Annotated in this window: 24 protein-coding genes; 13 read left to right on the forward strand and 11 right to left on the reverse strand. The window is 46.0% G+C overall.

Annotated elements, in window-relative coordinates; translation table 11 throughout:
• From QT984_RS03130 to QT984_RS03140, 3 genes are read right to left on the reverse strand one after another with little or no spacing between them, the layout of a single operon-like run.
• Positions 1-5,799 carry a DEAD/DEAH box helicase gene (locus QT984_RS03130; protein ID WP_333142805.1) on the reverse strand — a complete coding sequence of 1,933 codons (5,799 nt, stop codon included), beginning with the start codon at positions 5,797-5,799 and terminating at the stop codon, positions 1-3.
• Positions 5,792-7,114, reverse strand: a complete 1,323-nt coding sequence (locus QT984_RS03135) for a hypothetical protein (protein WP_333142804.1) — start codon at positions 7,112-7,114, stop codon at positions 5,792-5,794. The genes QT984_RS03130 and QT984_RS03135 overlap by 8 nt, the downstream gene beginning before the upstream one ends.
• Before the next feature lie 23 nt (positions 7,115-7,137).
• A complete protein-coding gene (locus QT984_RS03140) occupies positions 7,138-8,832 on the reverse strand; it encodes a hypothetical protein (protein ID WP_333142803.1) in 1,695 nt (564 codons plus the stop codon).
• A 284-nt stretch (positions 8,833-9,116) separates the two neighbouring features.
• Here QT984_RS03140 and QT984_RS03145 point away from each other — a divergent pair, with 284 nt between their 5' ends.
• Positions 9,117-10,325: an MFS transporter gene (locus QT984_RS03145; protein ID WP_333142802.1), complete on the forward strand. Its 1,209-nt coding sequence runs from the start codon at positions 9,117-9,119 to the stop codon at positions 10,323-10,325.
• A gap of 70 nt (positions 10,326-10,395) precedes the next feature.
• On the opposite strand, the gene QT984_RS03150 is transcribed toward QT984_RS03145, so the two are convergent.
• From QT984_RS03150 to QT984_RS03185, 8 genes are all read right to left on the reverse strand, one after another.
• Positions 10,396-10,641 (reverse strand): hypothetical protein, encoded by a 246-nt coding sequence (locus QT984_RS03150; protein ID WP_333142801.1) that lies wholly within the window; start codon positions 10,639-10,641, stop codon positions 10,396-10,398.
• Between the two features lie 52 nt (positions 10,642-10,693).
• The gene (locus tag QT984_RS03155; protein WP_333142800.1) at positions 10,694-11,005 is read right to left on the reverse strand and encodes a hypothetical protein; all 312 of its coding nucleotides are present in this window, start codon (positions 11,003-11,005) and stop codon (positions 10,694-10,696) included.
• Positions 11,006-11,255: 250 nt separating this feature from the next.
• Positions 11,256-12,827 (reverse strand): oleate hydratase, encoded by a 1,572-nt coding sequence (locus tag QT984_RS03160; RefSeq protein WP_333142799.1) that lies wholly within the window; start codon positions 12,825-12,827, stop codon positions 11,256-11,258.
• 9 nt (positions 12,828-12,836) lie between these two features.
• Positions 12,837-13,301 (reverse strand): hypothetical protein, encoded by a 465-nt coding sequence (locus QT984_RS03165; protein WP_333142798.1) that lies wholly within the window; start codon positions 13,299-13,301, stop codon positions 12,837-12,839.
• A 27-nt stretch (positions 13,302-13,328) separates the two neighbouring features.
• Positions 13,329-15,455, reverse strand: coding sequence for a heavy metal translocating P-type ATPase (locus tag QT984_RS03170; protein ID WP_333373142.1), 2,127 nt, complete (start codon positions 15,453-15,455; stop codon positions 13,329-13,331).
• A 135-nt stretch (positions 15,456-15,590) separates the two neighbouring features.
• Entirely contained in the window at positions 15,591-16,040 is a 450-nt protein-coding gene (locus QT984_RS03175) for a pyridoxamine 5'-phosphate oxidase family protein (protein WP_333142796.1), read from the reverse strand.
• A complete protein-coding gene (locus tag QT984_RS03180; protein ID WP_333151715.1) occupies positions 16,040-16,162 on the reverse strand; it encodes a hypothetical protein in 123 nt (40 codons plus the stop codon). Before QT984_RS03180 ends, QT984_RS03175 begins: the two co-directional genes overlap by 1 nt.
• Before the next feature lie 94 nt (positions 16,163-16,256).
• A complete protein-coding gene (locus QT984_RS03185; RefSeq protein ID WP_333373145.1) occupies positions 16,257-18,365 on the reverse strand; it encodes a response regulator in 2,109 nt (702 codons plus the stop codon).
• A gap of 268 nt (positions 18,366-18,633) precedes the next feature.
• On the opposite strand from QT984_RS03185, the gene QT984_RS03190 reads away from it, so the two are divergent.
• The 12 genes from QT984_RS03190 to QT984_RS03240 all read left to right on the forward strand — a co-directional run bounded on the left by QT984_RS03190 (position 18,634) and on the right by QT984_RS03240 (position 25,536).
• A complete protein-coding gene (locus QT984_RS03190) occupies positions 18,634-18,993 on the forward strand; it encodes a four-helix bundle copper-binding protein (protein ID WP_333142793.1) in 360 nt (119 codons plus the stop codon).
• A 30-nt stretch (positions 18,994-19,023) separates the two neighbouring features.
• Entirely contained in the window at positions 19,024-19,269 is a 246-nt protein-coding gene (locus QT984_RS03195; RefSeq protein WP_333142792.1) for a hypothetical protein, read from the forward strand.
• A gap of 68 nt (positions 19,270-19,337) precedes the next feature.
• Positions 19,338-19,958 (forward strand): DUF305 domain-containing protein, encoded by a 621-nt coding sequence (locus QT984_RS03200; protein ID WP_333142791.1) that lies wholly within the window; start codon positions 19,338-19,340, stop codon positions 19,956-19,958.
• Positions 19,959-20,001: 43 nt separating this feature from the next.
• Positions 20,002-20,253 (forward strand): DUF2933 domain-containing protein, encoded by a 252-nt coding sequence (locus QT984_RS03205; RefSeq protein WP_333142790.1) that lies wholly within the window; start codon positions 20,002-20,004, stop codon positions 20,251-20,253.
• A 50-nt stretch (positions 20,254-20,303) separates the two neighbouring features.
• Entirely contained in the window at positions 20,304-20,993 is a 690-nt protein-coding gene (locus tag QT984_RS03210) for an isoprenylcysteine carboxylmethyltransferase family protein (protein ID WP_333142789.1), read from the forward strand.
• On the forward strand, positions 20,983-21,297 hold the full coding sequence (locus tag QT984_RS29715; protein WP_445251356.1) for a DUF5676 family membrane protein: 315 nt from the start codon (positions 20,983-20,985) through the stop codon (positions 21,295-21,297). The genes QT984_RS03210 and QT984_RS29715 overlap by 11 nt, the downstream gene beginning before the upstream one ends.
• A 106-nt stretch (positions 21,298-21,403) precedes the next feature.
• Positions 21,404-21,895, forward strand: coding sequence for a DUF1269 domain-containing protein (locus tag QT984_RS03215; RefSeq protein ID WP_333142788.1), 492 nt, complete (start codon positions 21,404-21,406; stop codon positions 21,893-21,895).
• Positions 21,896-21,950: 55 nt separating this feature from the next.
• A complete protein-coding gene (locus QT984_RS03220) occupies positions 21,951-22,487 on the forward strand; it encodes a universal stress protein (RefSeq protein WP_333142787.1) in 537 nt (178 codons plus the stop codon).
• A gap of 141 nt (positions 22,488-22,628) precedes the next feature.
• Positions 22,629-23,315, forward strand: coding sequence for a methyltransferase domain-containing protein (locus QT984_RS03225; protein ID WP_333142786.1), 687 nt, complete (start codon positions 22,629-22,631; stop codon positions 23,313-23,315).
• The gene (locus QT984_RS03230) at positions 23,312-23,464 is read left to right on the forward strand and encodes a hypothetical protein (protein ID WP_333142785.1); all 153 of its coding nucleotides are present in this window, start codon (positions 23,312-23,314) and stop codon (positions 23,462-23,464) included. Before QT984_RS03225 ends, QT984_RS03230 begins: the two co-directional genes overlap by 4 nt.
• A gap of 118 nt (positions 23,465-23,582) precedes the next feature.
• Positions 23,583-23,777, forward strand: a complete 195-nt coding sequence (locus tag QT984_RS03235) for a heavy-metal-associated domain-containing protein (protein WP_333142784.1) — start codon at positions 23,583-23,585, stop codon at positions 23,775-23,777.
• A gap of 55 nt (positions 23,778-23,832) precedes the next feature.
• On the forward strand, positions 23,833-25,536 hold the full coding sequence (locus QT984_RS03240) for a multicopper oxidase domain-containing protein (protein WP_333142783.1): 1,704 nt from the start codon (positions 23,833-23,835) through the stop codon (positions 25,534-25,536).
• The last annotated feature ends 9 nt before the right edge of the window (positions 25,537-25,545 follow it).

The following is a 25,545-nucleotide window of genomic DNA, read 5'->3' on the forward strand; positions in this document are numbered from 1 at the left end:
CTACGCACAATCTCCCGGTCGCCGGAGAACCATAAATGGGTTGGCAGGCTCGACCTGATAACCAGGATACTGCGATCGCGCGCTCGCCACCGCTGCAATCCACTCTGGATGGTCATCATTCCATAAAGGATGTCGAATCATTTTGATTGTCCGCCGTCGAGCATTCTGGTGCACGTAGCCAGTGAGAGTCTCAAACTGCACTGGTGCACCATAACCCAAGCGTTGAAGTGCGGCTGGAATTGGAACTTGCACTAAGTTGAGCCAAGGATTCTGAATATTGCCCCAAGAAGAGTTGAGATCGATCGCCGACGCAGGATTAGACACCAATCGTGCCATATCTAAAGCCAGTCGCCAATCCAATAACCCGTGATAAGCCAGATTTTGATAGTCCCGCAAACACAAATTGCAGGAAGTATCACAATCACTTCCGTGCTCGTGAGGAGTCGTCCATTTCCAGGCAATGCTGTTTGAAATTGTTGGATCTGCCCGATCCATCAGTCGTTGAAACTCATTCGGTTGGGCGAGAAATTGGCAATATCCAGCTCCATTTTCCAATTGATCGCAAAGAAAAGCTTGACCTATAATCGCTCCATTCTGCTCTAATGAACGAAAACCCGCCTGCAACTCCAGTGCATCCACATCGAGAAGAGAAGCAGCCGCTACCCGCAGCCAAAACGCGAAAGAATACCAAGCAGCACGACCTTCAACTGTAGTTGGATTGGCAAATATGCCATTAGGCCATTCCTGAATATTTACTAATAGGATATCTGTTTTACGTCGAGATAGTAGAGCTACCCGATAAACCGCTCCAGATGTACTAACCGAACTGTTTTGCTTAGATACAGCATAAGCTCCTGATTTATGTCGATTATCAATCCTAACTCTTTCGTAGAAGTCAAACCCTCCAGTGCCACCATTATCATTAACCGAAATGATATTGTCATTGAATGCAGATACAGAAGCATTAAGGACAGATGCAGGCGTGCCATTATTTGCAGGCGTGCCATCATTCGGAGGGATACTCAAAGAAGGTCGTGTCGATCGCGGTTGCCACTCAAATTGCCCATCAAAGTCCTCTGGTTGCAAGTCTGTAAAAAATGCCTTGGGTTCCCTGGCATCAATGTAACGCATCGCATCATTTACACCACAAACTGGACATTGAGTTGTTGGCGATCGCTGACCGCCAGGGAGTGGTTCATTTAAGGTTATGTACGGGTAGATTACCGCTTGACAGTTACTACAAAGTCCGAGAGATTCGTTGCCCTGAGTGAGTGCTGGGACTAAGCCTGGTGCGGTCGCAATTGTGTTGCCTTGAGGATACAATTCAACCACACCACAAGCAGTGTGAACCGCCTTATCTTTGACAGTCTCAGATCCTGGTGCAAATTGGCTGATAGCCACATCAAGGTTGCGATCGACTATTCCCGTCTCTGGTGGCCATTGAGCGCCCGGTGAGGGCCAGCGCGTGTAAAGCAAACGCACCCGCGTTGGAAAACCAAACATCGGTAATAACCCCGCATTTGCCAAACGTTCGCTCAGCGCATTCTGAGTGTATGTAGGGTCATTTACAACATTTTGAATGGCATTTATCAGGTTTTGGCGGAGATAATTCAACATTTGAGAATTACTAGCATTCGATAATGTTGTTTGCACCCGCAAAATATCCAAAACTGACAAAATCTTCGGTTCATTGGCTGGATTGTTTAACCAATTGGCGATCGCTACTTCATAATTAGCCCAATTAGCAACATCACCAAACTCACCGTGTACGTTGTCAGTCCCACCTAAAGACGCAGTGATTCCTGTGTCTGTGAAAGCTTGCCTTAACACTTCTTTGATGAGGACGCGCTGGAAAATTTCTTGACTCTTCATCTCAACGTAGGGCGGTGGCGGCGGATCGCCTGTGATGCTTTCAGGACGCTGGAAGTAAAAGTCATCGTGACTTCGGCCTCGACAGAAGGTAACAGCTAATGAAACTCCCGCAGAACGTCTGCCAGCACGACCAACTCGTTGCTGATAATTAAATCGGCGGGGCGGCATATTTGCCATCATTACTGCTAGCAATGCACCAATATCTACCCCCGCTTCCATTGTCGTTGTGACGCTCAATAAGTCGATACCCTGAACCCGCAGAATTTCTTGATTGATAGGGATGTCTTGAAATAACTCCTGGCGCCTAGTTCGCTCTTTTTTGTCAGTTTGACCCGTTAATTCCTCTGCATTCATGCGGAACGGCTGACCTGATTGCTCTGAAAGATAGGTATAGTAATCAAAGTCGCTTGTTGTCTGTCCTGGTGTCAGATGAATTGTGGAAGTATTCGGATTGTCAAAACGGCGATCGCTGTTACATTCGGGGCAAACTCCAGCAGCAGGTTGAATAAAGAAAGCATTGCATTGCGGACAACGGAATCCCGGACGCGAACCATCAGAATTTGCCGGGGGTGGTAAAACGAGATAGAGGCGATCGGGATCGAGTATAAATCGTTGACTTTGAGATTGATTTGAAGGTTGGATTGGAATGACTTGTTGTAACTGATGCTGCACGTCGCTTAGTTCAAGGCCCGTTCTACTAATGTACCGTTGAGCAAACTTAGGCAAATCTGAATTATTGTCGAGACGGACATGGGGAAAATAGCGATGTAATTTCCGAATTCCTAATTGTCGAATCACTGCTTCAGTTGCTTCAATCAACGGAGTTCGGTTTCCTTGATATTGATAGCTAACCCAACCCTGTGCCAGTCCTTCAATAGTCCGAGCAATGTGGGGGAAAAGAGCATACATCAACTCTTCAGTTAAGAGAGCTTCCAACAGGTCAGCATGAGCTCTCTGTTCCTGGGTGCCGGGAATAACTCGTGCGATTGGATTAGCATTCCAGTTGTAGCAATCAAACCAAGGAAACCTTTCTACTCCCCTTCCCTGTCCGACTGTATAGGTCATAGTCCGAAAGCTGGGTCTGCCCGGACAAATGCCATAATTGAGAAGGCCATCTCGAATCTTATCCCGCAAATTCAGAAGAGGAATTCCCCCTGGGTAGCGCTCTAGTAATCCTAGCCATTCGTCACGAGCCTGCTGATTACTTGAGGGCAAATCATCAATCCAGTCTCTTGCTTCATTTACCAAAGCCTGATTAGTATTGCGAAATCGGTTGCGCCGAACCATATCATCAGGCTGCGGATTCGCAACAACAGCAGTGTAAAGATCTGGGTTCAATGCCTGCAACCTAGTAAGTGCTGTCTGGTTATTTGCAGAAGTAATGCGGAGGAAGCCTACAAAGTCATTCCAATAATCTTGAAAAGACTGAATCAGCAACATCCGCGCCATGTCGCGATAATGATCGCGCTCCATCCCTGCAGCTAGCTTGGCGGCATCTTGACGGCTGTCGGAAAATATGACCAGCTTGCGAGACGATCGACTGGTGGGGCTTATTGGTGCTGGCATTTCTCTCAGAAGTCCACTGGCAAGCACTTGGCAAGCTTTCTGAAATCCGGTGCGGTGGAAACGCAGGGGAGTAGGAAATTTGTCTCGTCTTCCGTAGTCAGCATCACAGCGAGGACATTTACTTGGCAATGCTCGTTCTTCTGGATGATTGCCTGTCACTTGATAGAGCCACCCTGGTATTTCTTCATCTACTTGTGGTTGAGTGCTATTCTGCGTAAGTGCGCCTGTAGTCCGATTTAACTTGGCACGAACCCATCGGCGTTTTATTTTATCAAGCGTCCATTCTGGGTCTTGTGGCTGCGTATCCCAAACAGGTGTCTCTCCAGGCAAAGGCCAAAAAACTCTATAATTTCCGTAGCGTTGATTGAGAGTAATACGGTCAGGGATTCCCTCTAAATCGGGTTGATCGGGTGTAAGAATTTCTACATTTGTGTTTCCTATTCGTTGAGTAGTTTTGTTGTAGCCTCCAAGAAAAACCTCTCCACACACTTCACAAATAATTAAGTCCAAAACACGAGAACCACAGGAGCAGCTAAGGCGATGAGTGGCATGAATTGCACCAACAGTCGGAGGATTCGGAGTGTTCTGCCTTATATTTCGATCGACTGGTGAATGGGTACAGTTAGGATTACAGCAAGCCCATAAGTTTTGCAGGTTGCGGAAGAATAGATGACCGCGTACAGGTTGAGGCGATCGCCCCGTACTCACTCGTTGAGACATTCCCAGTCCTAGAAGTAGCCCCCGCATCGCATCAGATACCAACCCATTACTCGCAGCACCAGAGAAAATTTGACGGTCTAAATCTGTTGGATCATTTAAGTGTTCTGCATCTATAACTTTCGTAGCCCTCACTGTAGGGTTAGGATTACTTGGATTAAGCAGACGATCGACTTCGCGACAAGCATCTCTCAGTACATCTGCTGCGCCTAAAGTAGCCAGTGCTTCTCCAAGATGTTGTTCCGCACTTAGTCCAGATCCTGCCGGTTGTCCAAGCTGCATAGCCAAATTAGACATAGCATTCCGCACTTGATTAGATGCTGAATTTGGCGGTTGCATTTCCTGCAATGGGTCAGCTTGTACTGACTGAGCAAACTGGGCAAAAGCATTTTGATAGGCCGAAAGATTGAATCTTGCCCCTGGTGTTGGTGGGGTTTGTTGTCCTGTGATGAAGTCAAAATTATCGCGGCCAAAAAACTCACGCAAAAAGTCTCTGCCCTGTTGATTTGGCTCAAGGCTAGCTGTAGTCGTCAAAATCCGTAGTTGTGGCGAGTCTGGTGTCAATCCCAAACGCGAATACAACAATCGCAGAATATAAGCAACCTCTGTCCCCGGCGTACCGCGATAAGCATGAAGTTCATCAATAATTAGGAAAAATTGGTTGTCGGGATTGTCAGCAAGCCAGTCACAAGTAGCATCAAAAATATTGTTCTCAATACTCCGCATCATCATAATGTTGAGCATCGAGTAATTAGTAATTAGAATATCCGGCGGACTATCTTGCATATCCCACCGAGACCACATTTCACCGCCATCAAGTAGCGGTTTGTAGTAAGGCAAATCGGGCATATCCTGAAGCCAAGACGGATTGTTTTGGATATCCGTATCTCTCTGTCGGCGCTGCTGTTCTAGTTCCCTTAATTCATTTTTCAGTCGTCTGATACTATCGTCTTTCTGTATGCCTGAAACTGGTGTTTGTCCGGTGTAGCGTCCAAAGGTAATTCTATTTCCCCCTCTGTTTTGATTTAACCACTGGTGTACTGATGGCGCTTCTAGCGCTTTTCTCAGCCGTCGCAACTGGTCTTCAACTAGCGCGTTAAGAGGATAGAGAATCAAGGCACGGAGGGCTTTTGGTCGGGGTGTATGCGCCCATTGAGAGATACGGTCGCCATTAGAATTTACATTGTTATCCCACCAACGATGATTTGATGGCGGTTGGCGATTAGCCCCCCAAGTTTGGGATTCCCTTGCTAACTGTGCCAAAAGCGGTAAGAGGAAACATTCGGTTTTACCGGAACCCGTACCAGTAGTCACGACTAAATCTCGCTGGTTAACCAACACTTCCCGCAGGCTTTCCCATTGGTGTTGGTAAAGCTGGACTCCCGGATCGAAAATCATTTGCCCAAGTTGTGCCAAATTGTGGTATTCGGAGGGCAGTTGATTGGCTGCGGCTGACAAATTCATCCCCGATGATGGATAAATCGGGACAGGCTCAACTAAGGGAGGCTGACTCAAGATACCTGGTTGCTGGAGGAGGCGATCGCGTTCATCAGCCAAAGCGCGGTAACGCAGGGGAAAGGCACTTTTGATATATAGCTGATAAATGCGATCAAGTCTTTGATATGCGCCAACTAAGTCATGCACTGGCAGGTACCTCTTCGCACTTTACATTAAGTTTATCAGTTAGCAGAGAAATTACTTCCATCGGCACGTTCTCGTAGAGCAACCAGGATTTTTGATAAGTTGGGAGTTGTCCAGATGCTAGCACTAGCGCACGTTCGTAAATTTCAGGCCAACGCTGGGAGACAGGTATTGCTAAACGCCAGCTAGCGCGATCGTAACGTGCAATACATTCAAAGCCACTGTGCTGCAATGCTAAAAATCGTAGACCATACCAGTCGCCCTGTCGCCAACTAGCGCTTTCTTGGTCATAAAAGAGTGTATAGCCAGGACGATCGCTCTCCTCTATCCTCCACATCTGGTACATACCTGTTTGATTGGGAGAGATACAGCTAATAAAATCATTACCATCAAAGCGCTTCCACTCGTATATACTCGGCACAATTCCCTGCAAGCTTCTGAGATTCTGCTTCCAAATGTCAAGATTTGGTATAATTTCAGCAAGTCGGCTCGATACTTCCCCAGCGTAAAGGATAGAAAACTGGCTTGTAATTATATTAAAGTCACTCAAATTGAGACGAATGCAAGGCGGTGCGTCTCTTCTTGATTGATGACTGGAAATTATATCTGTATATTTTTCCAACTCCTTCAGCAACTTGATGCTGCGTTGACCGCAAAGAAGAAATTCTGGAGAGTCTGATTTAATCTTAACGAGGGCTGTAGGAGCCATAGACCATCGTGTACCGTCTGAAGAAGACTCAATATGCCCAAGCAACCTAAGCCTCCGTAAAATGCGTTTTGGTTCCTCAAGTCTCAGAGTATCGCAGGCTTTTTTGAAGGATTCCCACGTTCCGCTACCAAGGGTAGATAGCCAGTAGAGAAGGTGTTCGTAACGCTGGGAAAGTGCCTCAATATCTGGTGACGATTGATTGATAGGCGATGAGGCGCTCGCCTCAAATGGGTTATCATAGGTAACTTTCTCTACAGGCTGATAAGGAATAGGGTTCGTGTAATCGTAAACTTCATGGGCTGCCCCAACCATAGATTTTATTTGTTCATAGGTGAAGCTCTTATTGCCGGGAACTGCCGAAGTTTTAAAACAGGGAAATTTGAGCAAATTAGAGTTTACAATTTCTTGAGGTATTTCTCCTAGGGTACTACTTTCAATTGCTAGAAAAAAATAAAAGCTTTTTCTAGAAGTAGCTCCTTTTTCCAGTCGCAGAAGTGGCACATATTGACTGATATTTTGGTGTTGTATGTGTTTGGAAACTTCCTGGATAAGTTGTTTTGGGTTCCCTTTGTATGAAAATCCTCTGTACCAACGTTGAATTTTGGTCATTTTACTTTTGAATTTATTTAACTTTATTGAGCCAATGACTGAAGGACGCTGCCACAAATATTATGACTTGAACCGATCGGCATCACTTCACAACTTGATGGTTCTACTATTGACAGACCACTCCAATCAACAATTCTGACAAAGCGCTCGCTAGATTCACCTCCACAAGTAGCTTTTACGAGATAGTCACCTACACTAGGAAAGTTAACTACAATGGGAATATTTGTACTTTGCTGTAACTTTTCCCAAATTTGGGAATCATCCGATAATCGAGTTACTTGTAACTCAACTGTGGGATGGAAACCAAAGATAGTTACTAGAGGGCTATGTCCCTCTAGCCATGCACCCAATTGAGGTACGCGCAAACCACCTGAAAAGCTAATAGATAAACGGACACTGGGTTGCAAAGCATCTTTAAGTTCTTGACTTTTGATAAAGACTGCATCCCAAGCTTGGGAAACAACCATGCAGGTGTGAATTTCAAACCAGGTAGAATTTTTAAATACTGGTTGTGCTCCACCCTGCCATTTCAATAGCTGCTCATCTTGCAACCGTTGAATATCTGAGAGCAGTTCTTTTTTGTAGAGTAGGATAAATGGCGTACCGAGGGATGGCGTTCCCCAAGAAGCATAGGCTCCTGAATCTGGGTTATCGGGATCTGGAATTAATATCCAAAAGTTACGCTCGGGCAAAATTAGGGAATCCAGGTCTGTAGAACAACTAATTTGGTATCTTGCACCGCGATCCAATTCATTCATATTTATTGGATTTTTTAGAGGGAAATACCATCCAGCGCGTTCGTCCCGAAGCTGGTGAACGTTATCTCTGTACTGAACTTGTACCGATTCTACTGGTCGCCCTTTTAGCTGTTTCGGGTAGAGATAGTAATCAATCTGGCCCAAGAATGGATCTTCAGTGCGATATAAACCTGCAAAAAGGTAGCGGCTCCAGGTGCGTACTCCTTGTTTTAGTGTTACTGGTTTCCCCTCATTTTGCCATTGTTCGTAAACTTCGTGAATTGCTTCGGCAACGGCTTCATAGCGCTGCCTGTTGTCCGTCAGTAACTCTTTTAAGTGTTGGCAAAGCCTCGGCGTCTCGCGGCGGACATGAGTAAATAAAGTTTGGGCATCCCATTGGGCTGTCCATTGCTTTTCGTTAAATATATCTAGAAGTCGGTTTTTATCAGCGTGGCGTAGAAGAGATTGCGAAATTGGATAATTTATATAGGTAGTTGGACCACCGCGACCCCGAACTGCTGAAGGTAAAAATCCCTGTTGCCTTAGCCAAAGATTCCATTCTTTCCATAGCGGTTCTTCAGCAGCGGAACCAGATTCCATGCCCGGTGGACGACGAGCGTCGGACAGACCTAAAATTTTCTGCAATCGCCGGAAGTAGTTTAGTTCTGATATTTTTTCTTCCTCAGCCATCTGATAGGCGGCTAGGACTGTGGCACTGAGAAAGGCAATACTTTTGGGTAAACCGTCAGAATCACACCCTCGCAAGTTGCTCAAATTAACTTGTTGGTCAATGATGACTCTTTTCCTTACGGCAATCAAAAAGTCATCGCGACCGTTGTTGACGCCCGTATCCTTTCCAAATTCTAGACCAATACGCTCGAGTACATCGTCGTCAACGCTTACGTAAAGTTTAGTACCGCGCGGTACGCCACTGGTAAAGTAAGACACTAATGCTTGGTTCCATTCTCTGTAGCTTGCCATTGCTGTTTTCGCTTCTTTGGCTTACCATCTGAGCCGTTTGTTTAAATTATCCCAGGTTTGTGTGACTATTGGTAGTTAATGAGATTCAGCCTGGCGTTGCTGAATACAGGTATAAATTCAAGATTTCGGAATGGGTATAAGCTAAGTAGGGTGAGTTTTGTAACATCAAGCGAAAAGTTGATTCATACCATGAATGAGCAACGCCTAGAAACCATTAACTCGATAGGTTTCGATTACCAGAGTAATCACCAACCCAATACAAATAAAACCCCTCACCTGATTTTATGATTAAAAAGCTCTTCTTACTTCTTGTTTGCTTATTTGTAGTCATGATTGGCTTCGGAGTAAGCCTGCCTGTACTTCCTTTCTACGCCCAACATTTACATATAGCAGTTGTTCCGCGTGAGACGATCGCCATTCACATTACCTTATTAACCAGCATTTACGCCTTCGCTCAGTTAATTACAGCACCGTTTTGGGGGCAATTGTCAGATCGAGTCGGCAGGCGACCCTTAATTTTGATCGGAATTGCCGGTTCCGCGATCGCTCAACTACTATTTGGGTTTGCCTCTTCCCTCGCAATGCTTTATGTTGCTCGAGCAGTCGGTGGGGTTCTAGCCGCTGCGATGCTGCCTGCTGCTGCCGCTTATGTTTCGGATGTAACGACTGAGCGCGATCGCACCCAAGGAATGGCTTGGCTCGGTACAGCAGTGAGTCTTGGAGCAATTGCTGGACCAGCTTTTGGTGGTTTGACAACTCGTGAAGACTTACATTTTACCCTCGGTTTTTTCGATCTCAAAATTGAAAATTATGCTCCTCCCTTTTTTCTAGCTGCGGGTTTGATGTTCTTAACGCTGCTAGTCGCTCTCCGCTGGTTGCCAGAATCGTTACCATCGAGATCCGCAACTGTAGTCCCTCGTCAGCCAGCACTAGATTGGAAAAGGCTGGGTAAACCACTATTACTGCTGTTGGGTTTAGCCACGATCGCCCAGTTTGGACTCACGATGTTTGAAGCCGTTTTTGCATTATATGCTCAAGAAATATTGGGATACGGGCCCGTCCAAACAGGCTTTGTATTTATGATGTGTGGCTCAGTGATGGCAGTCTTTCAAATCATTGCAGTGAGCTTTTTGTCTCGATATATGAATGAGATCGCCCAAGTTGCTCTGGGATTTGCACTCATGGGAAGCGGCATTTTCCTGCTACTAATGGCGCGATCGCTTCCCATTGTGCTGGGAGTTGTCGCTATATTGGCATTCGGTATGGCATTGATTACCCCAAATGTAGCTGCTTTGATTTCAAAACGGGGCGGTCAACACACGGGAACGGTGTTAGGAATTCAAAATGCCGCTAATAGCCTCGGACAAGTTGGGGGATCGATGTTAGGGGGCGTTCTGTTTGCATGGCAGGTAAGCGCCCCTTATAGCTTTGCTGGTGTTTTACTAATGGGAACTGGCTTAATGCTGGGTTGGATGCAGAAACATCAGCATTGATGATTCAGGCACAACACTACCTCACGTCTGGCATCAAGCTTGAGTTAGTGAGAAAAATTCAGGTTCAGGGTTACTGACTAAACTCCCGCTTTGGAACCTCAGAGCGGAACAAAGAAATTGCCGCGACGGTGGCTAACACCTGAACCGCGACAAAAATTCTTAGATTCTTGACTGCTTGTTTGAAGCCTTCTGGGGTGAATAGATTTATATTAGGATGCTGCAACCACCAACAAAGCAGTAAACAGAGCAGTAAAACTGTTAGGGCGACACCGTTTTTCTGATTCCAAAGAACGCCTTGTCTGTTAGTTCTTTTCACAGCATCCTAAATATTTCCCAAAAGGCGATCGCATGGCGATCGCAATAACTGTCTATCTGGAGGGGTTGCTTTGATTTCCTCTCATCCCAGGCATATTGTTCATACCAGGCATATTGTTCATCATATTCTTGCAACAGCTACATCCGCCTTCAGTAGGCTGCTGCGGAGCCTGATTGGTTTGCGCTATTGTTGGAGTAAGACGCTCTTGAGCTACGGGTGCTTCATTGGTAGAGCTAGAAGCTGTAGTTGGGCTAGCAGTCGGGTTGTGAGTGTCTGCAAACGAGGGATTAGCTGTCAAAGCTAACAACGTTAAGCCAGCTATAGTTCCACCGATTACTGTTTTAGCAAGTGTGAGCATACTCATCTTTATCCTCAATTGAGTGATTAATTTCTTAGAACTAAGTCCATACTAAACTCTCCACCAGACTAGAGAGTCAAGGCCTAAATTCAGAAATTCGAGTAAATATGCCTGAAGAATGATGTTGACTTCTCTACTTGACTCTCTACTCGACTAAAGAGTTTAAGATAATAGAACAGAAATTTTGGTAAAGATAATGAAAAAACGGCGTTGCTGATTGACGGTATGAATCAACTTTTCTGGGAAGTTACAAAACTCATTTAAACGCTTTGATTAAAGCCTCAAACTGCACTCGCAGTGACTTATCATGAGGCGAAACGGGCGGGATTTGGCGGTTAATACCTAAAAATTCATAAACTGCCATTTGAGCAACTCGCACCGAATACTCAACCGTGAAGACAACATCATCAGGAATTTCGACAAACTGGCTGATGAAAGCAAGGTTCTTCGAGCTGCGAGGAATCGGCAACGGTCGATCCGTGCCTAAACGAGGCATAAACATACTTGTGATGTACGGCATCCTGCAAGGAATGCAGTTTGCCGATTCCACAGTATCCAGATCGAATCGTAGATGACCGCAGAGTTCTCGCAGAATTTCTTCACCGTTACACTCGCTCATCGGCTTGGGCACAAAATCACCCACGCGATCGGGGAAAAGAGCGTATCCCCAGAAGACCTGTATATCAACAGGTTGATTTATAAAGTGGGGTTGATAGGCGAGCACGATGGACATCAGCCAGTTGGAGTCTTTAAACGTGACAAGCCCACCAGTTCCCGGTTGATTGCTGCTAAATTCAAGCATTTTGTTGAAGAATGCAGGGGTTTTTAGTGTGACTGTAAAAGACTCCCACAGTGACTCGGCAATGCTGTTGTTAAAAGCAGAAGGATTACCGAAATCTGGGCGTTCTGCCGCCAGCTTTTCCCACAAATTCCAACTGTCGCTGTCCTGTTTGGTCAGCTTCTTGGGCGCACTTGTCATAGAACCCAAACTTGAGGCATCAGTCATCGATCCGTTTTGCAGAAAAACCAGGTCGCCGTCTTTAAGCGCGATCGCTTTACTTTCACCCTTCTGCTGATAATGAATGCCTGTCACCACAAACTTGCCTTCTTCGGTGTTGCGATCGAGATCTGTGACCTTGCAATCGACGATGAAATTGACACCTTGATCTGCGAGCCAACTCTGAAGTGGACGAACCAATGAATCGTACTGATTGTAAATGGTTCGCTTCACCCCAGCAAGGGTTTCAATCCGAGAGAATTCGAGCATGAAGCGATGCAAGTAACGGTTGAATTCAACGGCACTGTGCCACGGCTGGAAGGCGAATGTAGTTGCCCACATAAACCAGAATTCAGTCTTGAAGAATTCTGGAGAAAGCCAATCAGTGATACGACTAGCAGCCAATTCGTCTTCATCAGCTTGGCTAAGCTTCAGCAACTCTTGACGATCTTGCATGGAAAAGCCCATTGAACTCACAGGGACTTTTGCTCGGCGGCTGTCAACGAGACGCGCCATAGAATTTGACTTATGCCGTTCATTAAACTCCATAGTTTCGTCAAACACTGTTTTACCGGGCGAACTTAGGGAGGGGATGGACTTGTAAAGATCCCAAGTGCATTCATAATTGTCAGTCGTCAACATCCGTCCCCCCCGCATCGAATAACCGTCTACAGGGTTCCCGGCTCCATCCAAACTCCCGCCCAAGATGGGCTTTACTTCTAGGATAAAAATATTTCTGCCAGGGAGTCCGCCGTCGCGAATTATGAAGGCTGCGGCTGCTAAAGAGCCGATACCACCACCCAACAGATAGGCATTAAATTCCTTGTCCATGTCGATTAATTAGCTCCGCTTTTCGAGATAACCCAACATATGACGGCGAGCCAGATAAAGGATGAATGGTGGTAAAACGATCCACTGAATTACGGCCAGTAAACTCATCCCTAGAATGGGTACTGCCAGCACCGGAACCCCATAGACTTTAGAAACATTAACTCGATAGGTTTCTATTACCAGAGTAATCACCAACCCAATACTGGTAAACAGGAACGCCAGCTTCGAGGTGGGATAAAGCACCCAATTCCGCGAACGAACTAACACACTCACCGCCCAACTACTAAATAGAATGATGACCCCATCGCCGAAGGAGCAGTGAGTCAAATCTTTGATTTTGTCGGCTAAAGAGGGACTTCGGTAGAACTCGTAATAGGGAGCCTGCCAAACTTCGTAAACAAAATTGAGCAAAAAGGCAAAGAGAAACAGGTTGGTTTCTGGTGCCGCTAGAATTTGGACGATTTTCTTGGACACAAACCCTTACTCCTCCAATATATGCAATTAATCATTCAAACGAACGCGACGTAACAACATTGCATTAACTGAAACAACGACCGTCGAAACGCTCATCAATATTGCTCCCAATGCTGGCGTTAATAGAATGCCGAAGGGAGCCCCAATTCCTGCCGCTAAAGGAATTGCAACGACGTTGTACCCAGTTGCCCAAAGCAAGTTCTGAGTCATTTTGTTGTAGGTCGCTTTCGCAAGTTTAAGCGCGTAGGTTGCATCAAGCGGATCGCTTTTAACCAAGATTAAATCAGCCGACTCGATCGCCACATTGGTTCCAGCGCCGATCGCCAGTCCTAAATCCGACTCGGTTAAAGCCGGTGCATCATTGATTCCATCGCCCACAAAGGCGGTTGGCTTCTCAGCTTTGAGCTTACGAATCAATGCAGCTTTATCCTGTGGTAGGACACGAGCATAGTAGCGATCGATCTTCAAATCCCCAGCAACCGCCTTGGCAACGGCTTCGGCATCGCCTGTAATCATGACCACCTGCACGTCCATTTCCTGTAATTTTACAACCGCTTCTCGTGCAGATTCGCGCACTTGATCGGCTAACCCGAATAGGGCGAGAACTTGCTTGTCGTCCATCAGCACGATCGCACTTTCACCACGAGATTCACGTTCTTGTAGTCCTTTTTGCAATGCTGGCGGAAACTGCAATTTCAACTCTTGAACCCATTCGGGTCTGCCAACCCGATAGCGCTGACCGTTTACCACGCCTTCAACGCCCTGACCGGGAACTGCTTTGAAGTCACTGGCTTTTGAAAGCTCGATTTTGCGATGGCTGGCTTCTTCTACGATCGATTGTCCAAGCGGGTGTTCTGATAAAGATTCGAGAGAAGCAGAAATGCCCAAAGCTTTTAACTCATCTATACTATCTGTATAAATTCGTTGCACGCCAAAATGTCCGGTTGTCAATGTCCCCGTCTTATCAAATGCGATTGTTTTAATGTCTTTTGCTCGTTCAAACGCTTCTCGATTTCGTACCAGAATGCCGTTTTTAGCGGACATTGCAGTTGCGTTGACCAGCACTAAGGGGATCGCTAAACCTAACGCATGAGGACAAGCAATCACCAATACAGTAACGGCGCGATTAATTGCAAATGTTAAACCATCTGGTTTAACAGATAGCCAAATGATGAACGCTAGCGTAGCGATCGCGATCGCTGTATAAGTTAGCCAATAGGCCAGTCGATCGGCTAGTGTTTGAAATTTACTTTTAGATGCCTGCGCTTCCTCAACTAGGCGCATAATTTGGCTCAAGGTTGTTTTATCTCCGGTGCGAGTGACTTTGATTGTCAAAGCGCCTTCTCCATTGACTGCTCCGGCGATCGCTTCATCGTTGGCTTTTTTGACCACCGGGCGCGACTCCCCAGTGAGAAAAGCTTCGTTGACGTTGGAAGTACCCTCGATGACCTCACCATCAATTGGGACTTGTTCACCGGGACGAATCAGAATTAGATCGCCCTCAACTAATGCGCTTACTTGGACATCTTCTATCTGCCCATTCGCCTGCTTCTTGTGAGCGACAGAAGGTACTAACTTGGCAAGTTCTTGTAGAGCATTGCTGGCTCCCAGCACAGAAGCCATTTCCATCCAGTGACCGAGCAGCATGATATCGACTAAGGTGGCCAGTTCCCAGTAGAAAGAATCTCCCGCCAATCCAAGAGTCACTGCCACACTGTAGACAAACGCCACGGTGATTGCTAGAGCAACCAGAGTCATCATGCCAATTTTACTGCGGAGTTCGTAGTAAGCTCCCTTCAGAAAAACCCAGCCACCATAGAAATAAATAATCGTTGAGAAAATGGGAATCACCCAATTCGCACCTGAAAACTGGATGGCTTCATAACTAAACCAATCCTGAAACATGGGCGCAAAATAGAGAACGGGCAGCGTTAGTAAGAGGCAAATAAAGAAGCGTCGTTTGAAAATCTCTGGGCTGTGTCCAGCGTGTTTGTCGTGACCTGCGTGTTGAGCGTGATTAGGCTGTTTACCGTGAGCACTATGATTGCTGTGTGGGTCAGGTAGATTCCTTTCAAGTTGCTGTTTGTGTTCGTGGTGCCCAGCGTGTCCTGGCTTGGGTTGGGTTTGTCCATGTTGATGGCGATCGTGGTTCATAAATTAATCCTCCTAATTTAATGTGATGCCCTGGTTGGCAGATTTACAGAGAAGGAAGCTAGGGCGAAATTTTAGAGAGGCGATCGCCGAATTAAAATCAGCCTTCTAAAATAAGTTTGTCCAAATTTTTCGATTTCACTGACTGCTAACTCCATCAGTCGTGCGTCCGCTCATTTCATTCTCGTGAATGCGGTAGATTGCAATCACCTCTGCTCGTCCCCAAGCATCGATCCAGGTTCGATTGATCGCAGGCGAAAGTGTTGGATTCTGCGTTTTGACAAATTGCATCACCCGATCAATATCTTGCTGCTCAGTGAGGCGTTCAGCGCGACCATTCACAACAACGCTGCGCCAGTGCACCAGATCGTGAACTTCTTCGATCTGTAAGCAAACTTTTGGATTTGCATCCATATACTCAGTCTTCATTCCCACCGTTGTGAAGATATATATTTCTGAGTCTTTAAGGTAATAGTGCATAGGCACAATATATGGATACCCTTCGCCTATGCAGCCGAGGTGTCCATATCCTACTTTATGTAGCAGTTCGTGTATTTCTTTTTGTCCCATTTCATCGATATCTAACATTACTGTTCTCCACTGCTAATTTCAAAATCATCGATCGCTACTAAAACTCTCTGATATACAAAACCTTCCCCAATGCCAGAATGCGCGCGATCGGAGGTGATTGTATGCAACAGTCCTTGCATACCCACTTTGACTGTAATAAAACAATCTGAGGAACTTATGAGGAGTTAAGAAAAGTTTGAGTTTGAGAATGTTAATAATGAATTAAGACTTCGTTTATTGGAGAATAGCCCTAGAGTCTCCCGCAGAAAAAATACAAGCACACCCAGCAACTTTAGACTGATGCAAGGCTTCGGATGCGGCTTGATAAAGAGAAGGCAAATCCGTTCCATTATCTGGATATTGAGCAATTCCAGCGCTAAATGTGATCCGAAATTGAGTTTGCTCGGGAGCAACGAATTTTCTGTGGTGGAGCGTTGCTAATAATTGAGTGAGTCTTTGAATACCATCTGCCTTAATCATGCTAGATAAGGCAACCACAAATTCATCGCTCTCCCAGCGAGCAACGACTGCATTTTGCCTAAAAGTTTGCCGGAGCAATTGTCCCCACTGACGCATCACCATGTCGCCAGTATTGTACCCGTGACGATCGTTGATCTGTTTGAGATTGTCTAAGTCCAGAACTGCTAGACAGAGCGGCTGCTCCTGTTGATTTGCAAGTTGAAGGTATTTGTTTAAGTCTTGGGTTGACTTATTGCGGTTAGAGAGTTTGGTTAAATAATCTGTCTCAGCAGCATTCTGAAGGAGTTTGATCCGTTCTAGGCGATTGATGATGCGACTGACCAATTCTGGCCCTACGATCGGCTTGCTCACAAAGTCATCTGCACCCACTGAAAACATTTGATTGACGATCGCAGCATCGGTATGCGCCGTCAAAAAAATGATCGGCAAGCGCCCCCAGCGCGAATTGTTGCGGATAATTTTGCAAAGCTCCACGCCGCTCACACCAGGCATTTTCACATCTAAAATTAGCAGATCCGGTGAGCATGATTTCAACGTTTCCCAAAATCGTTGAGGAGCGTTGAGCGTTGTTACGCTCAATCCCCAGGGTTCTAGGAACTCCTTCAGAGTTGCAAGAATCTGGGGCTCAGCATCAACGACCATCACCCGTTGCTTTGCTGTCTCTGCTTGTTGTGCCGCTTGTGCGATCGCTTTCAGCACTTGAGCCGGGGGCAAGGGTTTGTGTAAAAAACTATGTCCGCCGAGTTGGGCAACTTCTAGGCGATCGGTTAATTGATCGTGACTGGTTAAAACTAGAACTGGCACAGAAGGAGTTTGATGACTGAGCTTTGCCAGCAGCCTTAAACTCTCTGTTGTGGGATGAGTAATATCGGGATCGAGTAGCACAACGGTAGGCGCATCCTGCTCAATTTTCGTTTCGGCTTCGGAAAGTGTCGTTGCGATCGCGCTCCGAAATCCCCAGTCCACCGCTTCATTTATCAACTGTTGGGCCAGTTGGCGATCGGGATCGACGATCAATAACAAAGGACGCTCATCCACAAACAGAGACTCTTCCGGCTCGATTCGTTCTGTAGTTAAGTCGTTTGAGGCGGGATCAATTTCTTGACGCTTGGATAAGGCGCTGAGGGTTTGTTGTTGAATCGGTTGAGTCGCTTCATTAGACGTGAGTTGAGCCGTCTTGGTTGAATCAGCGATTGGTTTAAGCCGATAACCCAGTCCATAAACCGTTTCAATCAAATCTGTGGGAGCGCCGACCCCTCTAAATTTCTGCCGTAGCCCCTTAATATGAGTTCTCACGGCATCTTCGCTAGGAGTCTCTCCATACGCCCAGATTTGATCCAAAATTACGCTGTAGGTAAAGACTTGACGACCATTCCGCAAAAAGAACTCTAGGATCGAAAACTCCTTGGGACTCAAGGATAGAAGTTGCCCTGCGTAAGTAACTTCACGACTTGTTGGGTCGAGCCGCAAATTACCCTTCTCCAGCACAGATTGAAAAGTCGTGCCTGTGCGACGCAGCAAGGCTCGAATTCGAGCAATCAATAACTCCTGATCGAGCGGTTTCACCATGTACCCATCGGCACCTGCATCTAGCCCGATCGCTTGATCGTGACCACTGCCTCGCCCTGTTACCACCAGAATTGGCATTTTATAGTCGTGCGCTCTGACTCTACGACAGAGACTTATTCCGTCTAAACGAGGGAGCGTAATATCTATCAGCAGTAAATCATAGTTATAAACAACAATCAGTTCCCAAGCTGCCTCACCATCGTTAGCAACTTCAACCACGTAATTTTGGTTGGAGAGAATGCAAGTAAGTAGGTCGGCAATTGCCTCATCATCTTCTACCACCAAAATTTTCATCAGTCTAACTCCTTTACAGGCTGGTTGCGGTGTCAGGTGAGCGGAATCCTCCAATAATGATGGGAAAGAATGAAATCAGGATGAAATGAATTGCTCATCGCCAAAAAGCTGGAAAAATCTTCCTAAAGACGTAAACCTTGAATCGCTCATAGGTTTCTCATAGTCTGAGCGTAGCTTGAGAGATATAAGAACTTAGTCATCCCCTAACCAAGGTGAAGGGCATAACAATCCGTTCTTCGTTGTGTTGATTCTTTAGGAGCTTAAAACCATGACTACTACTACTACTAAATCTCATCAATCTCTGCTAGAAACCTGCATTCAGAATTGCCTCGACTGTCTTCGTGAGTGTGAGCAATGCGGAACCGCTTGCTTAACCAGTGACATGGTGCAGATGATGGCTCAATGTATTCAGCTATGCCGCGATTGCGCTGATACCTGTGCTCTCTGCGCTCGGTTCATGGCTCGTAATTCTGACCTGCACGCTCAAATGTGTGCGGTTTGTGCAGAAGCGTGCGATCGCTGTGCGACTGAGTGTGAGAAGCACGACCACGATCAGTGTAAAAAGTGCGCTCAAGCCTGCCGTCGTTGTGCTGAATCTTGCCGTCAGATGGCTAAAGCAACAGCATAAAACCTATTTATTTACCGCGTTGGCTGTTGCATGAGCGATCGCGCTCAACCATTATCCTACGCAACAGCCATCAGTGCAGAATCAGTACCCGCTTTAGCTGAGTTTTATCAAATGGAGCCATGCAAAATTGTTTTTATTGCTCCGATAAACTTCTCCGACACATCCAAGGTGGATCTATCCACTGGTTTTGTCGAAGTTGCTGGCAAAAAATGCCCGTTCCTACATCAAAAGCTGGACAAGCAAAAAGTTCTCTCTCTAGCTTTACATCGCTCATAAGTTTCTCACAATCTAAGCGTAGTTTAAAAAGTATAAGAACGTGATCATCCCTTAGCCAAGGTAAGTTTATGAATAAGAAGTTTTTGGTGTACAGCTTAGTCGGGTTACTTAGTAGTGGTGCTATTACTGGATTTGTCCTTATCAACAGCGAACAAGTTCAGTCATTACCTGCACCAAGAAATCCTCAACAACCCAGATCAGTCCGAGTCGATCAGCATTTTATCGAAATGATGATCCCTCATCACCAAGACGCGATCGCAATGGCTGATCTTGCTTTTAGTCGCGCCAAACGCCCAGAAGTTAAAAAATTAGCCCAAGCGATTAAAAAAGACCAAACTCGTGAAATTCAAGAGATGCGTAGCTGGTACAAACAGTGGTTCGGCAAAGAAGTCCCTGCACCTTCAATGAATGACATGGGCATGATGGGAGAGCACCACAACCAAGGGCAGGGCACAGGCTCAGGCATGATGGGTGAGGGCATGATGAGCATGAAAACTGACCTCGACGCGCTCAAGAAAGCCCCGGACTTTGACAAAGAATTTGTGCGACAAATGATTCCCCATCATCAAATGGCGGTGAAGATGGCGAAGATGGCATCTGAGCGTGCTTCTCATCCAGAAATCCGTACTTTGGCTCAGTCAATCATCACATCTCAGAGCGCTGAAATCGCACAGATGCAAGGATGGTAACAAGCCTGGAATCGCGAGTTGTTCTATTCACAAGGAGGTCTTTATGCACCAACATGGTTCATCAAATCAGTCCCAGCCCGATCGTCAGCCAACTCGTCTCAGCTTGCCAATTAAGGTTGTGCTGTATGTCTCGATCGGGATTATTGCGTACTTTTTGATTACAGAACATTGGGCGCATTTAGCGGGCTTTTTACCGTTCTCTTTACTGTTCATCTGTATATTCATGCACCTATTTATGCACGGAGCACATGGGGGACATGGAGGCGGTAACAGTGGCAATAGCCAATCTCGCTGAAGGAAATTATTCGGACTCTGTAAATAAATCTATTTCAAGGAGATCGAACCATGAGAGATATGAGTAACGTTCCTGCTTACGGACTGTGGGGATTAGTGATTATTAATTCCCTGATATTTATTATCTTTGCCTTTAGTTTCACCAAGCCGCGTAACCCAAGAGATTGGCGATCGTTCGGGGCGTTCTCAGCATTCATTGTGGCATTGTTCACAGAAATGTATGGGTTCCCCTTAACGCTTTACTTATTCTCAGGCTGGCTGCAAACCCGCTATCCAGGATTGAACATTTTTTCCCATGATGCTGGGCATCTGTGGTGGACATTCCTGGGGTGGAAAGGCGATCCTCATTGGAATCCGATTCACCTTCTGAGTAATGTACTAATTTTTGGTGGACTGATTTATTTAGGAAATGCTTGGGAAGTTCTCTACAAAGCTCAACGAAGTCATACATTGGCGGTTTCAGGGCCATATTCAACCATTCGCCATCCGCAGTATGTCGGCTTCATTGTCATCATGTTGGGCTTTTTGCTGGAATGGCCTACTCTCGTGACGTTGCTCATGTTCCCCATTTTGGTCGCGATGTATATCCGATTAGCTCACCAAGAAGAACGGGATGCCTTAGCAGAATTTGGTGAGGAGTATGCCCGTTATGCCGCACTGACACCTGCATTTGTCCCCTGGGGTCATCGCAACACTCAGAAAAAACTAGCTCATTCACAGGAGTCTCACCATGATCCATAGTATTCACCCGAACGAAGAAACCCGTATACGTAGTCATTCAGCGCTGAAGCTAAGTGTGCGATCGCTATTTCTTGCCACAGCGATTATTACAGGAATTGCTTATTTGATTTGCATTCTGTTTCTAACAGTGGCACCTGAGATAACGATGGGATTCTTTAGCTATGTTCTTCACGCTAATTTATCTGGTATTACCCGAAGCATTACCTGGGGAAGCTTTATTGTAGGTCTTGTGGTTTGGTCTGTGGGTACTGGTCTGTACGCTGCTTTCGTTGCTCGCCTCTACAATAAGCTTCCGGTGAGATAGAAAACAATGGTGTTCCTACCTTTTTTTGGGGACTAGGAACTGTGATTATCTTCGTGCAATTTTTTCCTTTTCAAAGCTGAGTGTTCATTTTAACAGGTAGAAAAATATGAGTGATCTAATTGTGATTGGCTTTCCTGATGAATTTAAGGCAGATGAAGTGTTGCTCGATCTCAGAAAAATGGAGCGGGAATATCTGATCGATCTAGAAGATGCAGCGATCGTGGTCAAAAAGAAAGATGGCAAAGTCAAGATTAAACAAACTCAAGAACTCGTCACCGGTGGCGCGTTAAGTGGCGGCTTCTGGGGACTGTTAATCGGCTTGATGTTTTTTGAACCCATACTGGGAATTTTGGGTGCAGCAGTGGGTGCGCTTTCCGGTGCCTTAACGGATATCGGCATTGATGATAATTTCATTCAAGAACTAGGCAACACGATCGAACCTGGAACCTCTGCCATTTTTGTTTTGGTGAGAAAGTCTACACCTGACAAGGTTTTGGACGACTTGAGCAAATTTGAGGGAAAAGTCCTACGAACTTCGTTATCTCACGAAGATGAGGCACAACTTCAGGCAGTTCTTACGAAAACCGAAGCAGGGTAAGTCGTAGCTCCAAGAAATCTCGAAGTTACCACTTATCATTCTGAAAGGAGATTCTATGTTTCACAAAATTCTAGTGGCGATCGATCAATCCGATCTGACCGATCATGTTGTTGAAATCGCGATCGCTCAGGCAAAAACGACCGGAGGCAGTTTGCTCCTGCTCCATATTATCCATATGCAGGAGAAAGGGTTTCCCCAGATCGAAGGACTTATCAGCGGAAGTTACAATCCTGAGTATTTTAATACAGAAGTACAGTTCTACGAACAGCATTGGAAAACCTACAAACAGATGGGCTTGAAGTTACTGCAAGCCTCTAGTGAACGGGCGATCGCAGCGGGTGTAGGTGCAGAATCTATGCAAAAAACTGGCGACTTTGTGGATAACCCCGGTGAAACCATCTGTGCGATCGCCCAAGACTGGGAAGCGGATCTGATCGTCATCGGGCATCGGGGACTGTCCGGTGTCAAAGAGTTAATTCAGGGGAGCGTCAGTAACTATGTGTTTCACCATGCACCCTGTTCTGTTTTGAGTGTGCAACATCCCATCACGATAAAAACTGAAAAAACTGAACCTACTCTCGCTCACACATAGGTCAGAGACTTACAGCAAATGGAAGAAAAATCGAATCAAGCCAACCTCATGTTGGTGCATATTATGTCACCCGGTGAGAAGGGTGTCCAGACATTAGCAGCAGCTACTAGCATTATTACTCCATATCAATGAGGTTTCACAATGGAATGGACGGTTGGATGGTGGCAGGTTTCAGTTCAACGAGTTTATCCAACAACTACACAACTGTCTCAAACCTATAACAAAGCTGCCATCTGGTGGCATCAACTTGTTCGTCTTCTGGGTTATCGTCATGCTTATCGAGAGCTATGGCGATCGCTAAAAAACGCTGATATTTTGCTTGACTGGCAAGATAACCTGAACATTTGTGATTGTGGTATTGGCACAGCGGACTTCAGTCTGGCATTTGCTCAAACTATTAATCCAACAATACAGATTACTGGAGTCGATGTCTCATCGGAGATGCTCAAAATAGCCGATCAACAACTCAGTCAGGCAAATATTCGTCATCAAATCTGTCAAAGTGATGTGAATACGTTGCCATTTGCAGACCATTCTTTTGATGGTGTCATGAGTGCCTATATGCTTGAACATTTACTGAATCCAGCACAGGGATTACAAGAAATGGTCAGAGTTTTGCGTCCGGGCGCACCATTAGTTCTTGTGGTGACTCGATCGGGACTACTCGGCTCACTCATTCAGTGGCATTGGGGCACTCGATGTTTCACCCAGGAAAAACTCTCAGCGCTGATACGTGAAGCCGGGTTAAATCGCGTTCAGTTTTTCTCGTTCCCAATAGGATTAGCTCGCTTCACCAGTATGGCTTGTATCGGCTTTAAGAAATCATGATATTTCTAAAAATCTGGTGTTTGGCGATCGCCTTTCCCCTGATCTATTTTATGCGGCTCAAATCTGTCAGTGAAACTATCCTTGAACTGGATGCAGGCTTCCTAATTATTATTAGCTTTGTGGTACTCGTACTCACCCAACAAGCATAAGTGTACAGATTACTGCCCGCACAGTGAAGCTGAACTGGTTGAAAAGTGGAGAAAAGCATTGCTGATTGTCCAAAACGTTTTTCTTGACTGAACCACACAAAAATAAGGATTTGACATTATGAAACTCCAATTAAAAGTTCCCAATATGACCTGTGGTGGTTGTGTAAACACCATTACTAAAGCGATTAGAACAGTCGATGCTAAAGCTACCGTTCAGGGCGATCCAAAAACCAAGATTGTATCAGTGGAAACTCAAGCCTCAGAAGCTGCAATCAAGGATGTAATTACGGCGGCTGGCTACCAAGTGGCTTAACAAAGTTCTGAAGGGACAAGACAAGCTTATTGACGTATTCAGAAATGAGAGCGATATGCCCATTAAAACCACTTACCAACATCCCCTAACCCGCCGAAACTTTCTTCGAGGGACTGGATTTGCAGGCGGACTTGTCATCGGAAGCGGAATTCACAGCCTGCTATCGAGTTGTTCGCCTCAATCTTCCACCACAGAAATGGCTCAGGGGAACACCGTAGCCCGTGGGCCGAATGCAAAATTTATTCCCGATATTGAAATCAACCTGAAGGCTGCACCGACAACGGTTCCAATCTTGCCGGGACAAATGACCCAAGTTTGGTCTTACGCAGCACAACTGGTCAAGGGCGACCCAAACAGCTTACAAACCATTCCCGATAGTTATTTAGGCCCCATTATTCGCGTTCGCAAAGGTCAGCGCGTGCGGGTCAACTTCCAAAATAACCTTCCTCAAGGGCAAGCCAGCATTGTGCATTGGCATGGATTGATTTTACCAGAGGAGATGGATGGACATCCTCGCTTTGCGATTCAGCCAGGACAGACCTATATCTACGAGTTTGAGGTGATTAATCGGGCAGGTATGAACTGGTTTCATCCTCATCCAGACGGGCTTACAGGGCAGCAAGCCTATGCTGGCTTGGCGGGGCTATTTATAGTGACGGATCAAGAAGAAGCGACCCTTAATCTACCCACCGGGGCTTATGAGATACCGATTGTGCTGCAAGATCGTACCTTAGATGCCAATAATCAACTCCTCTATCTCGGCAGCAAAATAGGTACCCCCCGTAATAGCAACATGGGTGGGATGCAACAGGATAACTCAGGTCAATCCAGCAATGACATGAGCAGCATGATGGGCTTTTTGGGTCAAAAGATATTCGTGAATGGTAAGCCCAACTTCACACTTTCTGCGGCGACACGAGTCTACCGCCTTCGCCTCTTAAATGGATCTAATTCACGTATCTACAAGCTTGCGTGGAGCAGTGGCGATCCACTGACCATCATTGGCACTGATGGTAGCTTACTGCCTCGACCTACCGAACGAAAGTATGTCATGTTAGCGCCAGGTGAGCGGATTGATGTTTGGGCAGATTTCAGTAAGTTGAAAGTTGGTACAGAAGTATCTCTAAATAGTCTGGCTTTTTCAGGAGCAGAAAATGTAGGAGGTAGCAGCATGAGCGGCATGATGAGTTCTGACAATGCCCCGGAACTTGGTTCAGCGATGATGCTATTCAACGTCAAGATTGAGCGCAAAGAAAAAGAAACTCTGCGACTCCCCACTCAACTAGCAGCCCTACCACTATTGCGTCCAGAAGATGCCGTTAATGCCACCCAGCCACGACCTATTGAGCTTTCTCTCAAAGGTATGAAATGGGTGATTAATGGGCAGCCCTTTGAAATGAATACTGCATTACCGCAAGAAACCGTAAAGCTAAATTCGATCGAACAGTGGGAGATTATCAATAAACTCAACCCCGGAGCCATGATGGATGCGAAGGGGATGGCGCACCCTATCCATCTACACGGCGTGCAGTTTCAAGTTATTAGTCGGGAAGTGCTGCCAGAACTTGCCGCAGGATGGCAAACTGTCAAGGATGGCTATGTAGACGAGGGCTTGAAGGATACTGTAATGGTAATGCCGGGTGAGCGAGTGAAGCTGCTCATGAAATTTGAGAAATACAGCGGCTTATATACATACCACTGTCATACCTTAGAGCACGAAGACGCTGGCATGATGAGAAATTATCGAGTCAAGGAATAATCAGGCATC

The sequence above is a fragment of the Microcoleus sp. Z1_B2 genome, from assembly GCF_036700325.1.
Taxonomy (GTDB): Bacteria; Cyanobacteriota; Cyanobacteriia; order Cyanobacteriales; family Microcoleaceae; genus Microcoleus.

What these genes read in the sequence shown, in the direction of transcription:
- QT984_RS03240 (WP_333142783.1), top strand. Translation starts at nt 23,833, where the DNA reads ATGCCCATTAAAACCACTTACCAACATCCCCTAACCCGCCGAAACTTT.
- QT984_RS03205 (WP_333142790.1), top strand. Translation starts at nt 20,002, where the DNA reads ATGCACCAACATGGTTCATCAAATCAGTCCCAGCCCGATCGTCAGCCA.
- QT984_RS03135 (WP_333142804.1), bottom strand. Translation starts at nt 7,114, where the DNA reads ATGACCAAAATTCAACGTTGGTACAGAGGATTTTCATACAAAGGGAAC.
- QT984_RS03200 (WP_333142791.1), top strand. Translation starts at nt 19,338, where the DNA reads ATGAATAAGAAGTTTTTGGTGTACAGCTTAGTCGGGTTACTTAGTAGT.
- QT984_RS03210 (WP_333142789.1), top strand. Translation starts at nt 20,304, where the DNA reads ATGAGAGATATGAGTAACGTTCCTGCTTACGGACTGTGGGGATTAGTG.
- QT984_RS03140 (WP_333142803.1), bottom strand. Translation starts at nt 8,832, where the DNA reads ATGGCAAGCTACAGAGAATGGAACCAAGCATTAGTGTCTTACTTTACC.
- QT984_RS03145 (WP_333142802.1), top strand. Translation starts at nt 9,117, where the DNA reads ATGATTAAAAAGCTCTTCTTACTTCTTGTTTGCTTATTTGTAGTCATG.
- QT984_RS03175 (WP_333142796.1), bottom strand. Translation starts at nt 16,040, where the DNA reads ATGTTAGATATCGATGAAATGGGACAAAAAGAAATACACGAACTGCTA.
- QT984_RS03195 (WP_333142792.1), top strand. Translation starts at nt 19,024, where the DNA reads ATGAGCGATCGCGCTCAACCATTATCCTACGCAACAGCCATCAGTGCA.
- QT984_RS03185 (WP_333373145.1), bottom strand. Translation starts at nt 18,365, where the DNA reads ATGAAAATTTTGGTGGTAGAAGATGATGAGGCAATTGCCGACCTACTT.
- QT984_RS03225 (WP_333142786.1), top strand. Translation starts at nt 22,629, where the DNA reads ATGGAATGGACGGTTGGATGGTGGCAGGTTTCAGTTCAACGAGTTTAT.
- QT984_RS03180 (WP_333151715.1), bottom strand. Translation starts at nt 16,162, where the DNA reads ATGCAAGGACTGTTGCATACAATCACCTCCGATCGCGCGCATTCTGGC.
- QT984_RS29715 (WP_445251356.1), top strand. Translation starts at nt 20,983, where the DNA reads ATGATCCATAGTATTCACCCGAACGAAGAAACCCGTATACGTAGTCAT.
- QT984_RS03230 (WP_333142785.1), top strand. Translation starts at nt 23,312, where the DNA reads ATGATATTTCTAAAAATCTGGTGTTTGGCGATCGCCTTTCCCCTGATC.
- QT984_RS03160 (WP_333142799.1), bottom strand. Translation starts at nt 12,827, where the DNA reads ATGGACAAGGAATTTAATGCCTATCTGTTGGGTGGTGGTATCGGCTCT.
- QT984_RS03235 (WP_333142784.1), top strand. Translation starts at nt 23,583, where the DNA reads ATGAAACTCCAATTAAAAGTTCCCAATATGACCTGTGGTGGTTGTGTA.
- QT984_RS03215 (WP_333142788.1), top strand. Translation starts at nt 21,404, where the DNA reads ATGAGTGATCTAATTGTGATTGGCTTTCCTGATGAATTTAAGGCAGAT.
- QT984_RS03170 (WP_333373142.1), bottom strand. Translation starts at nt 15,455, where the DNA reads ATGAACCACGATCGCCATCAACATGGACAAACCCAACCCAAGCCAGGA.
- QT984_RS03220 (WP_333142787.1), top strand. Translation starts at nt 21,951, where the DNA reads ATGTTTCACAAAATTCTAGTGGCGATCGATCAATCCGATCTGACCGAT.
- QT984_RS03155 (WP_333142800.1), bottom strand. Translation starts at nt 11,005, where the DNA reads ATGAGTATGCTCACACTTGCTAAAACAGTAATCGGTGGAACTATAGCT.
- QT984_RS03190 (WP_333142793.1), top strand. Translation starts at nt 18,634, where the DNA reads ATGACTACTACTACTACTAAATCTCATCAATCTCTGCTAGAAACCTGC.